General features: G+C 72.0%; 12 protein-coding genes. 2 read left to right on the top strand and 10 right to left on the bottom strand.

The window, feature by feature from the left end; genetic code table 11:
- Window positions 1–44 precede the first annotated feature (44 nt).
- On the bottom strand, window positions 45–1,013 hold the full coding sequence (locus RT282_RS01080; RefSeq protein WP_313311236.1) for a carbon-nitrogen hydrolase family protein: 969 nt from the start codon (window positions 1,011–1,013) through the stop codon (window positions 45–47).
- A gap of 157 nt (window positions 1,014–1,170) precedes the next feature.
- On the opposite strand from RT282_RS01080, the gene RT282_RS01075 reads away from it, so the two are divergent.
- A complete protein-coding gene (locus RT282_RS01075; protein WP_313311235.1) occupies window positions 1,171–2,472 on the top strand; it encodes a UDP-N-acetylglucosamine 1-carboxyvinyltransferase in 1,302 nt (433 codons plus the stop codon).
- 75 nt (window positions 2,473–2,547) lie between these two features.
- On the opposite strand, the gene RT282_RS01070 is transcribed toward RT282_RS01075, so the two are convergent.
- Window positions 2,548–3,375, bottom strand: coding sequence for a hypothetical protein (locus RT282_RS01070; RefSeq protein ID WP_313311233.1), 828 nt, complete (start codon window positions 3,373–3,375; stop codon window positions 2,548–2,550).
- Window positions 3,376–3,446: 71 nt separating this feature from the next.
- Between RT282_RS01070 and RT282_RS01065 the strand changes: the two genes are divergently transcribed.
- Window positions 3,447–4,262 carry a UPF0149 family protein gene (locus RT282_RS01065; protein ID WP_313311232.1) on the top strand — a complete coding sequence of 272 codons (816 nt, stop codon included), beginning with the start codon at window positions 3,447–3,449 and terminating at the stop codon, window positions 4,260–4,262.
- 19 nt (window positions 4,263–4,281) lie between these two features.
- Here RT282_RS01065 and RT282_RS01060 read toward each other — a convergent pair whose 3' ends face one another.
- From RT282_RS01060 to apaG, 8 genes are all read right to left on the bottom strand, one after another.
- The gene (locus RT282_RS01060) at window positions 4,282–4,806 is read right to left on the bottom strand and encodes a CinA family protein (protein ID WP_313311231.1); all 525 of its coding nucleotides are present in this window, start codon (window positions 4,804–4,806) and stop codon (window positions 4,282–4,284) included.
- 5 nt (window positions 4,807–4,811) lie between these two features.
- Window positions 4,812–5,318 (bottom strand): phosphatidylglycerophosphatase A, encoded by a 507-nt coding sequence (locus RT282_RS01055; protein ID WP_313311229.1) that lies wholly within the window; start codon window positions 5,316–5,318, stop codon window positions 4,812–4,814.
- A gap of 77 nt (window positions 5,319–5,395) precedes the next feature.
- A complete protein-coding gene (locus tag RT282_RS01050; protein WP_313311228.1) occupies window positions 5,396–7,027 on the bottom strand; it encodes a DUF4139 domain-containing protein in 1,632 nt (543 codons plus the stop codon).
- 38 nt (window positions 7,028–7,065) lie between these two features.
- A complete protein-coding gene (gene thiL / locus RT282_RS01045) occupies window positions 7,066–8,052 on the bottom strand; it encodes a thiamine-phosphate kinase (RefSeq protein ID WP_313311226.1) in 987 nt (328 codons plus the stop codon).
- Between the two features lie 147 nt (window positions 8,053–8,199).
- Complete coding sequence (locus RT282_RS01040) at window positions 8,200–9,324, bottom strand: YbdK family carboxylate-amine ligase (protein ID WP_312306920.1); 1,125 nt, start codon at window positions 9,322–9,324, stop codon at window positions 8,200–8,202.
- A complete protein-coding gene (locus RT282_RS01035) occupies window positions 9,321–10,586 on the bottom strand; it encodes a cation:proton antiporter (protein ID WP_312306921.1) in 1,266 nt (421 codons plus the stop codon). Before RT282_RS01035 ends, RT282_RS01040 begins: the two co-directional genes overlap by 4 nt.
- Window positions 10,587–10,759: 173 nt before the next feature.
- Window positions 10,760–12,745: a site-specific recombinase gene (locus RT282_RS01030; RefSeq protein ID WP_313311224.1), complete on the bottom strand. Its 1,986-nt coding sequence runs from the start codon at window positions 12,743–12,745 to the stop codon at window positions 10,760–10,762.
- Complete coding sequence (gene apaG, locus RT282_RS01025) at window positions 12,742–13,158, bottom strand: Co2+/Mg2+ efflux protein ApaG (protein ID WP_312306923.1); 417 nt, start codon at window positions 13,156–13,158, stop codon at window positions 12,742–12,744. Before apaG ends, RT282_RS01030 begins: the two co-directional genes overlap by 4 nt.
- Window positions 13,159–13,197: the final 39 nt, after the last annotated feature.

Below are 13,197 nucleotides of genomic sequence, written 5' to 3'. Positions count from 1 at the left end.
GTCAAGCGCTGGTAGCTATGGTTTTTGCATAAAACTGCGCCAGCTCAGTCCTGCGGCGGCGGGGCGAACACGGTGCTGGCGCCCTGGGCCGCGTGCACGGCGCGCTGCGGCGCGGTGTTGACGGCCAGCTGAAACACGTCCGGCCGGGCGTAGTGGCCCACGGGGTCGAAGTCGAACTGGCCCTGGGGGATGTCCGACAGGTCCAGCTCGGCGGTGAGCAGCGCGTCCTGGTCGTACACCGGCGCGGCCAGCACCTTGCCCAGCGGGCTGACGATGCAGCTGCCCCCGCGCATCAGCACCGTGTCCTCGTCCTCGGGCAGGCGGCTGTGCAGCGCGTCCATGGGCAGCTGGCTGCGGCGCAGGTGCTGGCAGGCCGACAGCACGAAGCAGCGCCCCTCCATGGCCACGTGCTGCATGCTGGACACCCAGGTGGGGCGGTCGTCGGCCGTGGGCGCGCAGTACAGCGCCACGCGCTGCTGGTACATGGCCATGCGCATGGCGGGCATGTAGTTCTCCCAGCAGATCACGGCGCCCAGCTTGCCCCAGGGCGTGTCCACCGCCTGCAGCGTGGAGCCGTCGCCGTAGCCCCATAGGATGCGCTCCAGTGCCGTGGGCATGAGCTTGCGGTGGTGGCCCAGCAGCGTACCCTGGGGCCCCAGGTAGACGGCGGTGCAGTACAGCGTGCCGCCGTCGCGCTCGATGATGCCCATGCACACGTACAGCTTGTGGCGCGCGGCGGCCTTGGCCAGCTGGGCGATCTCGGAGCCCTGGAGCTCCACGGCGGCCTCGTGGTATTTCTGGAACTCGCGCCGCCCCTCGGGCGTACGCGCCCCCACGAAGATGTGGAAGTCCGCCCCCTTGGGGTAGCCGCCGACGAAGGCCTCGGGAAAAACCACCAGCTGCGCGCCCTGCGCGGCGGCCTCGGCCATGCGCGCCTCTGCATGGGCCAGGGTGGCAGACGTGTCGAACAGGACGGGCGCGGTCTGCACCACGGCGGCGGTCATCTTTTTCATGGCGGATCGTCTCCTCTAGCTCTGCTGCGCAATGTGCGGATGGCGGAAAAACCCATTGTGACGGGCGGCCGCGCGGTTGGCGCTACAGTGCCGGGCTGCGTTTTCCCCGCGCGCGCTCTCCTGTCTGTCCTTCCGGTTTTCCCCCTCCCTGCTTCTCATGTCCAACCTCATCGTGCACGGCGGCACGCCGCTTCGCGGGCGCATCACGCCCTCGGCCAACAAGAACGCGGTGCTGCCCGTGCTGTGCGCCACGCTGCTGACGCGCGCGCCGCTGCGCCTGATCGGCGTGCCCGACATCACCGACGTGCGCAAGATCGTGGACATCTTCCGCACCCTGGGCAGCCAGGTGCACATGGACCACGAGGGCGGCGTGCTGACCCTGCACCACGAGCACACGGCGTTCGACGCCGCCCGCCACCGCCTGCCCGAGGAGATGCGCTCGTCCATCATGCTGGTTCCGCCGCTCTTGGCGCGTTTTGCCGTGGCGCGGCTGGAGGACAACGTCAAGGGCTGCACCCTGGGCGTGCGCGAGATCGACCCGCACGTGGAGGTGCTGCGCCACTTCGGCGCCGAGGTCGAGCGCACCGAGGGCTCGCTGCTGGTGCGCCGCGCCGGCCCCCTGACGCCCGTGCAGCACTGGCTGGACTACGCCTCCGTCACCACCACCGAGAACTTCGTGCTGTGCGCGGCCAGCGCGCCGGGCACCTCCACGCTGACCAACGCCGCCTCCGAGCCGCACGTGCAGGAGTTCTGCCGCTTCATGCAGATGCTGGGCGTGAAGATCGAGGGCGTGGGCACCTCGCGCCTGACGGTGCACGGCGGCGGCGAGCTGGGCGGGGGCGAGTTCCGCTTCGACGAGGACTTCCACGAGATCACCACCTTCCTGGCGCTGGGCGCCATCACCGGCGGCGACGTGCGCGTGAAGAACAGCGCCCCGGAGAACTTCCCGCTGATCGACCGCACCTTCGCCAAGTTCGGCGTGCGCGTGGAGCACGACAACGGCTGGTCCTGCGCCCGCGTGGACGGCCCGCTGGCGGTGCAGACGCCGTTCACCGCCAACGTGCTGACCAAGGTGGAGGCCGCCCCGTGGCCCTACTTCCCCGTCGACCTGCTGCCCATCTTCATCGCCCTGGGTGTGCGCGCGCAGGGCAACGCCATGTTCTGGAACAAGGTCTATGACGGCGCCCTGGGCTGGACGGGCGAGCTGTCCAAGTTCGGCGGCCACGTGTTCTCGTCGGACCCGCACCGCATCGTCACCTTCGGCGGCGGCGAGCTGACGCCGGCGGTGGTCGAGAGCCCCTACATCATCCGCGTGGCCATCGCCCTGTTCATGGTGGCGGCCAGCATCCCCGGGCGCTCGGAGATCCGCAACGCCCTGCCGATCCGCCGCGCCCACCCGCACTTCGTGGAGAACCTGCGCAGCCTGGGCGCGCAGGTGGAGTGGGCCAGCGAGGACTGACCCGCCACCCCGGCGGTTCTTTTAAGCGAAAACCGCCTCAGACACCCGCCAGACAAGCGCTGGCAGCTCTTTTTTTCATAGCTGCGACAACAGCTGCCAGGCCGCCCGCAGGCGCTGGCCGTCGCGGCCCAGGCGGCGGCCCTGCGGCAGGTGGCGCAGCCAGGCCAGGCGCGCCGCGGTGCGGCGCAGCAGCGCCTGCAGGGCCGGGCCGTACTGCGGCTGCGCCAGTCGCTGGCGCCAGGCGTCGCGCCCTTCCTCCAGACACCCGGCCTGCACCAGGTGCAGCGCCGTGGAGTGGGCATAGCACAGCATGTCGCGCAGCTGGCACACGTCCAGCGGCAGGGCGGCGGCCGGGTCGTCCTCGAAGTCGATGCAGGCGATGCGCCCGTCCGGGCAGCGCACCAGGTTGCGGGCGAAGGCCTGGCTCAGGCACTGGCCGCGCGCGTGCACGTCGACCAGCGTGTCCAGCCCGTCCGTCCAGCGCTCCAGCACGGCCTCGCGACCGGCGGGCAGCGCGGCGTCCAGCTCCCAGGCGAGCGAGCGCGTGTCAGCCCCGGGCGCGCCCAGGTCGGCCATCAGAAAGCCGTCCGGCGCCGCCGCCAGCACCTGCGGCACGCGCACCCCGGCGGCGCCCAGCTGGCCCAGGCGGCGCACCTCGGTGGCGATCGCCTCGCGCCCGCCGCGGTGGGGCACGGGGGTCAGCACCTCCAGGCGCAGCAGCCGCGCCGCGGCGCCCAGCAGGCGGTAGCGCGCCATCCCGTGGGGCGACCCGGCGCGCTTGAGCCATACCTGCCGCCCGCCCAGCGCATAGCGGGCGATGGCGGCCTGCTGCAGCGGCAGCTGGCGCGCCAGAAAGGCGGCGGGGTCGTCGGCGAAGTCGGTAGCGCTGGGGGTGCGGGGCATCGCCCCGAGTATGGGCCAGCCGCTACACTGCTCCGACCCCTTTTCCCGATGCGCCCCGCGCGCCCCGCGCCATGACCGAATCCGCCGCCCCCTCTCCCGCCTCCCCTCTGGGCCCCGACGAACTGGACGAGCTCGACGCCCTGCTGGACGACATGCGCACGCGCGACGAGCTCGCGCCCCACTGGGAGTTCTGCGACGGCGTGCTGACGGCGCTGGTCTGCACCCGCCGCCCGGTGCCGGTGCACGAGTGGCTGCCGCTGGTGCTGTCCGACACCGACCAGGATCTGCCGCCACACGAGCCGCTGCCCCTGCTGCCGCCCTTCAAGGATCTGGAGCAGCAGCAGCGCTTCCTGCAGCTGTGGGAGCAGCGCGAGGCCCAGGTGCGCGCCCAACTGGCCGAGGAGCCCGAGTCGCTGGACGCCGACGAGGCCTTCCAGCCCGAAGTCATCGACATGCGCGGTGCGATCGCCAGCCTGCCCGAAGCCGACCGCGCCGAGATGCAGGACGAGGAGGTGCCGGCCTTCGGCCAGATCTGGGCGGCGGGCTTTCTGTTCGCCGTGGAGACCTGGTCGCACGACTGGGAGCCTCCGCGCGACAAGGAAACGGCCGGCTGGATCGCCGACTCGCTGGAGGCCGTCGAGGCCCTGGCCGAGGACGACAAGGGCGAGCCCGTGCTGTGCATGTACGACGAGAACGGCCCGCCCAGCACCAGCCAGGAGCGGCTGGAGGTCTTCGGCGAAGCCATCTGGGCCATCTACGACCTGTACCGCATCTGGCACAGCCTGGGCCCGCGCGTGGAAACCATCGTCCACGGCGCCCAGCCGGGGCGCAACGACCCCTGCCCGTGCGGCAGCGGCAAGAAGTTCAAGAAGTGCTGCGGCGCGTGAGGCGCTGAAAAAAGCGCTTTCAGCCGGCCTGGCGCAGCAGCTGCCCCAGCCGCCCCAGCGCATGCGCCAGCGTCGCCGCGCGTACGGCGGCGCGGTCGCCGGCAAAGCGCTGCCGCTCGCTGTGGGTGCGACCGGCCACGCACCAGCCGAACCACACCGTGCCCACCGGCTTGTCGGCGCTGCCGCCCGTGGGGCCGGCGATGCCGGTGACGGCCACGCTGGCATGGGCGCGCGAATGCGCCAGCGCCCCTTCGGCCATGGCACGGGCCACGGGTTCGCTGACGGCGCCGTGCTGTTCGATGAGCGACGCGGGCACGCCCAGCAGCTCGGCCTTGGCCTCGTTGGAGTAGCTGACGAAGCCGCGCTCGAACCACTGGCTGGAGCCGGCCAGGTCGGTGCAGGCGGCGGCGATCAGGCCGCCGGTGCAGCTCTCGGCCGTGGCCAGCATCCAGCCGCGCGCCAGCAGCGTGGTGGAAATATAGGACAAATCGGCCACCAGCCCTCTCCCATCAAGCGCTGGCAGCTCATTTTTTGATAGTGACATGGGCATTATCCTGTGAAGTGCCGCCACAGTGCGATGACCAGCAGCGTGCAGAAGGCGGCCACCAGATCGTCCAGCATGATGCCCAACCCGCCCTTCCAGCCAAAGCCCTTGAACAGCCGGTCGGCCCAGGCCACGGGGCCGGGCTTGGCGGCGTCGAAGTAGCGAAACAGCGCAAAGGCGGCGAGCTGGCCCCAAAAGCCCATGGGCATGGCCAGCCACAGAATGAGCCAGATGGCGGCGATCTCGTCCCAAACGATGGAGCCCGGATCCGCGACGCCCATGTGGCGCGCGGCCACGGTGCAGGCCCACCAGCCCAGGGGCAGCGCGGCGGCCACCACCCAGCCCAGCGCGGCGGGTGCCAGCCACAGCTGCAGCACCAGAAAGGCCAGCCAGCCCCAGAGCGTGCCCACGGTGCCGGGCGCCACGGGCGACAGCCCGCTGCCGCCCCCTAAGGCGATGAAGTGGGCCGGGTGGCTGAACAGGAAGCGGCGGGGCGGGCGGGGGCTGGGCATGCGGTGTTTTTTCAGGAAGGGAGCGGCGCGCGGCACCGGAGTATCCCGCGGGCCGGCCGGGCGGCGGCAGCGCCCCTTCAGCGCTGCTCGCGCAGGCGCAGCTCCTTGTCGTAGCGCAGCGTGTGGCGCGCGGCGAAGCGGGCGCTGGCACCGGCGGCCAGCGGCTGGCTCCAGGCGACGGTACCGGGTTGGGCGCGCCAGGCGGTTTCGGTGGGAGCGGGCTCGTAGCGGGATTCGACCTGGACCTGCGCGTCCAGCGACACGGGGGCCGCGTCCAGCACCTGCAGCTGCACGGGGCGCGCGTGGCGGTTGGTGACGACGTAGGCGCGCTCGGTGGTGCGCTCGGTGCGCGCGCCGGTCAGGCCGGCAGCGGCGCTGGCGCGGCGCTCGGGCTCCGCCGTGACGGCCACGCGCTCGTCGCGGCCGAAGGCCAGCTCCAGCTCGGAGCGGCTGGCGTCCAGCGTGCCCTGGCCGACGTAGGCCGCGTCGCGGTACAGCGCCACCGGCCCCGTGGGCCAGACGCCGGGCAGCGCCGGCAGCTGCGCCACCAGGTAGGCGGCCGCGTCCAGCGCCGGCGTGGTGCGGGTGACGAGGCTGGCGTCCAGCTGCTGCACCTGCAGCGCCAGCGCCACCTTCGGCCCGCCCGAGGGTACGCTGACGCGCTGGGGCACGGCGAATTCGGTGGCGTAGGCGCCCTCGGCCACGGCTACCGTGAAGTCCGGCGCCTGGGGCTCTGCGGCCACGGCGGCGGATTCGGCCTGGGGCGCACCGGCCCGGGCCGCCATGGCCGGCGCCGGCGCCGCCGGCGGGCGCGGTGGCTCGGGCGGGCGCACGTCCACCGTCCAGGGGCGGGGCACCGGGGCGCCGGCACTGCGCAGCGGCTGGCCGGTGGACAGAGTGAGGGCCACGTCCGTCCAGTCCTCGCCCGTGTCCTGGGCGACCAGGGCCAGGCGCTCCAGCCGCACGGCGGGGGTGGCGGCCGCCGTGTCCAGCGTGGCGCGGTAGCTGGGCGACCAGCTGGGGCCGCGCACCTGGTAGGTCAGGCGCAGATCGGTGCCCTGCCCGGCCGCCAGGGCCACGGTGACGCTGGCCACGCGGGCCTGGGCGGAGGCGGAGCGCTCGGCGGCCAGGGCCTTGAGTTGCTGCTCCAGTGCCTCCTGGCGGGTGCGCGCCTGGTGCAGCCGCACCAGGGTGTCGTGGCCCGAGCGTCGCAGCGCCTCGGTGGTGGCGCCGATCTGGCCGGCGCCGGGCGTGCCCGGGCCGCTGGCCGGCTGGGTGCCGGGGGCGCTGCCGGCGATGCTCTTCAGGTAGCTGTGCGCCAGCTCCAGCGCGCCGGTTTCGGCGCGGGCCTCGGCCAGGCGCTGCTCCAGGGCGCGCAGGCGCTCGTCCTGCGGCGTGACGCAGGCGCCGGCCAGGGCGCGCTCGCGCACCTGCACGGCGATGTCGCCCACACGCACGGCGCCGCTGGCGGAATGCACCTGCACGCTGCGCGCGTCCAGGCCCTGGGGCAGGCAGTCGAACACGGCACTGCGGCTGCCGGCGGCCACGCGCGCGGTGCGCTCGACGGTGGCGCTGCCGGGGTAGAGGGTGACGGCGGTGATGCGCGAGGCGGCGGGCGGCGCATCCTGCGCCAGGGCGGCGCCGGCGCCCAGGGCGCCCAGCAAGGCGAAGAGGCCGCGAAGGCGGCGGGACGGCAAGAAGGTCGTCATGGCGATGATTTTCCGGCGGGTGCCCAGGGCGCCGCCCGCTAGGCGGCGAAATGGTCGAACGAGGGAAAGCGCCCCTGCACCGGCCGGCCCGCGCCGTCCACCAGGCGCAGGCCGGGCGCAGCCTCGATGCGGCCGATGCGCGTGACCTGCGTGTCACTGCGCCGGCCTGCTTCCAGCACGGCCGGGCGCTGGTCGGGCGGGGCGGTGAAGGCCAGCTCGTAGTCGTCGCCGCCGGCCAGGGCGCAGCGCATCAGCAGGTTATGGTCAAAACAGCGTCCAGCGCCCGTCAGGCAAGCGCTGGCAGCTAGTAAATTGATAGCTTCATCGACCTCGATGGTGGCGCCAACGCGCGAGGCGGACAGGATGTGGGACAGGTCGCCCAGCAGCCCGTCGCTGACGTCGATGGCGCTGCTGGCCAGGCCCGCCAGCTGCCGGCCCAGCGGCACGCGCGGCATGGGGCGCTCCAGGCGCTGGCGCAGGGCGGTCAGCACCTCGGGGCTGGCCTGCAGCTGACCGCGCAGCGCATCCAGCGCCAGGCGCGCCTCGCCCGGCGTGCCGCTGACCCAGATGTCGTCCCCGGCCCGCGCGCCGCTGCGCAGCAGGGCCTGGCCGGCGGGCACCTCGCCGAAGATGGTGATGCAGAGGTTCAGCGGCCCCTGTGTGGTATCGCCGCCCACCAGGGCGCAGCCGTGCGCGTCGGCCAGCGCGAACAGGCCTTCGGCAAATCCCTGCAGCCAGGACTCGTCCACGCGCGGCAGGGACAGCGCCAGGGTGAAGGCCAGCGGCCGCGCGCCGCAGGCGGCCAGGTCGGACAGGTTGACGGCCAGCGCCTTGTGGCCCAGGTGCGGCGGGTAGACGTCGGGAAAGAAGTGCCGCCCTTCCACCAGCATGTCGCTGGAGACGGCCAGCTGCATGCCTGGCGCCGGCTGCAGCAGCGCGCAGTCGTCGCCCACACCCAGCGCCACGCCGCGCCCCTGCGGCCCGGGCCGCGTGAAGTAGCGCGCGATCAGATCGAATTCACCCATGGGAAGCGATTGTGCGTCCGGGGCAGAGGCCCGTGCACTGGCGCCCGCCATCCCAGCAGCCACCGTGGATCCGGCTTTGCCGGTCCACCAGCGGCGTCCTCCTCCCGCGCGCAGAGGACAAAGAGGGGGGAAGGCGCCGAAGGCGACTCAGGGGGGAGTCCCCCTGAACCTTTGTGCCGCCTGGCGGATGACCTCTGCCAGCAGCTGCTCGTCCTGCATGCGCCCGCGCAGCCAGCGCGCGTCGTTCTGCCCGGCCGCGGCCTCGCCGCGCAGCATGTGCAGCGCGCCGGAGGCGCCGTGGCTGCCGGCGTGGCGCGCGATGTGGTCGATGGTCTGCACGATGTGCTCGCGCAGCGGCATGTGCCCGCCCGTGGCCGGGTCCACGTAGACCGCGTCCATGCCGAAGCGGCAGGCCTGGAAGCGGTTGTAGGTGTAGACGAGGTAGTCGTCCTCGGCCGGGGTGAAGGGCTGCTCGGCCAGGAACCATGCGGCCAGCGACTGCACGAAGCCGGCCAGCGCGGCGGCACGCTCGATGGTCAGCGGCGTGTCGAAGACGCGGATCTCGATGGTGCCGAACTCGGGCTTGGGGCGGATGTCCCAGTAGAAGTCCTTCATGCTCTTGACCACGCCGGTGCGCGTCATCTTGTCGAAGTACTGCTCGAACTCGCTCCAGGTCAGCACGCAGGGCGCGCGGCCCGACAGCGGGAAGGCGAACACCGAGTTCAGCCGCGCCGAGTCGAACGCCGTGTCCTGCCCCTGCACGTAGGGGCTGGAGGCCGACAGCGCGATGAAGTGCGGGATGTAGCGGCTCATGCGGTGCAGCATGACCAGGGCCTCGTCGGCGCTCGGGCAGCCCACGTGCACGTGCTGGCCGAAGATGGTGAACTGCTTGGACAGGTAGCCGTACAGCTGCGACAGCTCCTGAAAGCGCGGCTTGTCGTAGATGCGCCGCTCATGCCACTGCTGGAAGGGGTGCGTGCCGCCGCCGACCACGGCGATGTTGAGCTTGTCGGCGCTCTTCACCAGCGCGTCGCGGATCTGCGAGAGCTGCCCCAGCACCTCGCTGCTGCTGTGACAGATGCCGGTGGAGACCTCGATCATGCTGCTGGTCATCTCCGGCACCACGCTGCCGGGCAGCGGGGTCCTGGCCATCAGGCGCAGCATGTCGTCGGCGTAGGGCGCCAGGTCGTAGTCGTGGGTGTTGACGAGCTGCAGCTCCAGCTCCACGCCCAGGGTCAGCGGTTCGGAATGGTGGAAGGCTTCCAGGCTCACGAGGCGTCCTTTTCGGTGGTCGGCAGCTTGCGGCTGGCGCTGGCGGCCAGCCAGGGCTTGGAGGTCTCGCCGGCGCGGTAGATGGCCAGCGTGGCGATCACGGCGCCCAATACCTCCATCAGCAAAATGGCGGGCAGGGCGATGCCGGCGATCAGCTCGCCGGTGGCGGCCGAGGCCTGCGCGAACTGCGAGGCCACCAGCAGCGCAATGGCCGACATGGGCGTCATCGCGCAGCTCACCCACAGCGCCTGGCGCCAGCTGGCGCCACTGCCCACGTTGCCCACGCCGACGCCCACGGCCTTGGCCAGCAGACGCACGGCGATCAGCGCCAGCACCATGCCGGCCACCTGCACGCTCCAGCCGGCCTGTGCGGCCACGGTGGAGACCAGCACGAACATCAGCATGGTCAAGAGCGACGCGGCCGTGCCCATCTGGCGCGGCCAGGCCCAGGGGCGCGGGTGCAGCTGCTTGAGCAACATGCCGCCCAAGAGGGCCGCCAGCGGCGCCGAGCCGCCCATGTGGGCGGCAATGGCCGCGGCCGCGGCGATCAGGGCCAGCAGCAGGATGGAGGTGTTCTCGCTGCCCGGGCTCATCACCCGCAGCGCCAGGCGCACTAGAAGTGACAGCAGCGCCCCCATGACGATGGACACGCCCAGCACCACCAGCACCGGATAGATGGCGCCCTGCCAGTCGGTGGCCGGGCGGGGCAGCAGCTCGGCCTGGGCGCTGCCAAGCACCAGGGCGTACAGCGAGGACAGCGTGGCCAGCACGATGGCCCGATCGGTCACCGGGCCGGCGGCGCGGGTGTCGGCCACCACGCGCGTGAGCACCGTGGGCGATGCGGCGATGGCCACCAGCGCCAGCGGCCCGGCGGCGCGCTCAGGTACCGACATCCACAGCAGCACCCAGTACACGGCAGCGTAGGTGAGGGCCGATTCGGCGATGCTTTGCACCAGCACCATGGGGTTGTGGCGGAACCAGCGCAGCGGAATGCGTCCGCCCGCCTCGAACAGCACCACGGCCACAGCCAGCTCCACCAGGAACAGGCCGATGCCCTGCAGCGGCCAGACCAGGCCGGAAAAACCAGCCAAGCCGGCCACGGTGCCCACCAGGGTGTAACCCACTACCTTGGGCAGGCCGCTATAGCGCTGCACCAGGTAGCCCGTGACGGCGGCGGCTGCCAGCAGCAGCGACCACTGCACCGTCGGCAGGCCGGCCGAGGGGCGCAGCCACTGGGCCCAGAAGCTCATCAGTTCATTCATGTGTCATTCGTTGGTTCGGTCCGCGCCCGCCCATGGGCACGGCAAGAGAGAAGGCCGCACGCGCAGCACCCTCTGCCCGCGCTGCTGAACGCCGGGCCAAAGGGTGCTTTTGCTTACCGAATGTATCTGCGCGCCCCGCCACTGCCGTGTAGGACGGCGTGCAGGGCACCTTATCAGACGGCGCTGCGCGAGGGCAGAAAGAAACTGAGCGGCGCCCGTACCAGGCGCGAGCGCAGCGCGCGGTAGATGCGCGAGCGGTCCACACCGCTGACGTTGTGGGCACGCAGCGCCACGCGGAACGCCAGGTAAAAGCTCACCAGCACGTTCAGCGCACCGTTGAAAGGAATCATGGCCACGGCCCACCAGAACAGCGGCTCGTGCACCGCCTGCCAGCCCAGCGACGCGGCGGCCGCGCCGGCTTGGCCGGCCGACAGCGTGACGTGGCGCACCTCCAGGCCCAGGCCGAAGAAACCGGCGAACGCGGGCGTCAGGCCCAGCATGAAGCCCAGCGACACGTTGGCCGCGAAGCCGGAGATGTTTTCGCGCAAATAGTGCGCCCAGCGCACGGCGCGCGCCTGGCCCAGCGTGCGGGTGATGCGCGGGTTGAACTGGATGGCCGAGTCCAGCCGGCGCAGCACGAACCAGTTCTCCACCCAGCCGGCGAAGATGCTGGAGGCGAACAGCAGCACGCCGGTGAAGGCGGCGAACAGCAGCGACGGGCCCAGCAGGTGCAGCGACTCCAGCACCTGCCGGGCATGGGTCTCGTCCAGCGCCGGTTCGTCCTTGAGCCAGCCGATGCCCAGCGCCAGTGCCAGCGCCACGGGAAAGACCAACAGCACGTTGCCCAGCACGGCCGCCACCTGCGAGCGCACCAGGTGCGTGACCTTGTCCACGAACTCTTCAACGCTGGCATCATCATCCAGGTCGTTGAGCTTGGCGGCCATGGCCGGCGCCGTCATGGCCGGCTGCTTGGTGGCCACCGTGAAGTGCAGCAGCTGGATCAGCACGAAGCTGGCCGCGTAATTGATGCCGGCCAGGAAGCCGCCCCAGAACACCGGCAGCGCCAGCGCGTACAGGCCCAGCTTGATGAGGGTGGTGAAGGCCATGACGGCGCCGCCGCCGGCCGCCTTGCGCACCATGGCCAGGTATTCGCCGGCGGTGCGGGTGATGTAGTGCTCGCCCGTCTCGGCGCTGCGCTCGGCCACCTTGGCCGCCAGCAGCGAGGAGCTGGAGGCCAGCAGCGCGCGCACGCTGCGCCGCTCGCGCCCGACGGTCACCAGCCGCGCCAGCAACCGTACGGCCGAGGCCGCGGGGCGCGGCGTGAGCAGGCACTCCAGCAGGTCGCGCACGCGCAGGATGCGCTCGCGCAGCTGGCGCAGGCGAAACACCAGGCCCACCGAGATGCCGTTGTCCTCGAAGTGCGCGTAGACGGACGAAGCGGCGGCGCGGCAGGCATCCAGCCGTTCGCGCAGGCGCTGCACGGCCGCGTCGCGGCGCTCGGGGGTGCGCAGCGGGTGCAGCACCTCCACGCGCAGGCTCTCCACGTCGCGGATCAGGGCATGAAAGGGCTGGGCCTCGCGCGTTTCCTCGGTCATGCGCAGGCGCAGCTCGGGCGCGAAGCCGGTGGACAGGATCTGGCCGGCGCAGTAGGTCATGGCATCCAGCAGCGCCAGCTGCCAGGCGTTGGCGCCGCTGCCGTCCATGCTGTCGGGGGCGATCACGGCGCGCAGGCGCGCCAGCAGGTCATCGTCGATGGCCGCCAGCCAGCGCGCGTCGAACTCGCCGGGCAGGGCGAGCATGAACAGCTCGGAGGCGTCCAGCGTGTCGGGGCTGGCGGGCAGCAGCTTGTAGCGCAGGCGCTCCATCAGCTCGCTGCCCATGGAGGTGCGCTGGGCAAAACCGAAGTCGGCCAGCAGCGTGGTGATGTCCAGCGCCTGCACCAGGGCGCTCCACCAGGCCGACAGGCGGGCGGCCACCTCGGGCGAGCGCTCGGCCGCCTCCACCAGCAGCGCCAGGCGGCCGGTGGCCGCCGGCACGGACTTGGCGTCGCCGCGGATCCAGTCCAGCAGGGCGATCAGCTGCAGATGGCGCTGGGCCACGCCGGCGCGGGCGTCCAGCGCCGCCAGCAGTTCGGCCAGCGTGGGCGCAGCCTGCCTCAATGCAGCACCCGGCCCTGGGGTGGAATGTCGCCGCTACCGGCGCCGCCCTGGGCCAGGGCCTCCAGCACGAACAGCGGCACGGCGCACTCGAAACGCTCGCCGTCCTCGGCCACCACGAGGTAGCTGCCGTGCATGGTGCCGCTGGCCGTGCGCAGGCGGCAGCCGCTGGTGTAGCGGAAGGATTCGCCCGGGCGCAGCAGCGGCTGCTGGCCGACCACTCCCAGGCCCTTAACCTCCTCCACGTGGCCCCCGGCGTCGGTGATGACCCAGTGCCGCGCGATCAGCTGCGCGGCGACACTGCCCGTGTTGGTCACGGTGATGGTGTAGGCGAAGCTGTAGACGCCGCGCTCGGGCGCCGACTGCCCGGGCAGGTACTCGGGCTGCACCTCGGCCTTGAACTGGTAGGTGGACATCGCGCGATGGTAACGGCAGGCAACGGGGGCCATTGCCCC

It is taken from the genome of Pulveribacter sp., from assembly GCF_032079985.1.
Lineage (GTDB): Bacteria > Pseudomonadota > Gammaproteobacteria > Burkholderiales > Burkholderiaceae_C > Melaminivora.
The sequence above is the reverse complement of the archived record's forward strand: the minus strand, read 5'-3'. Positions and strand labels throughout refer to the sequence as shown.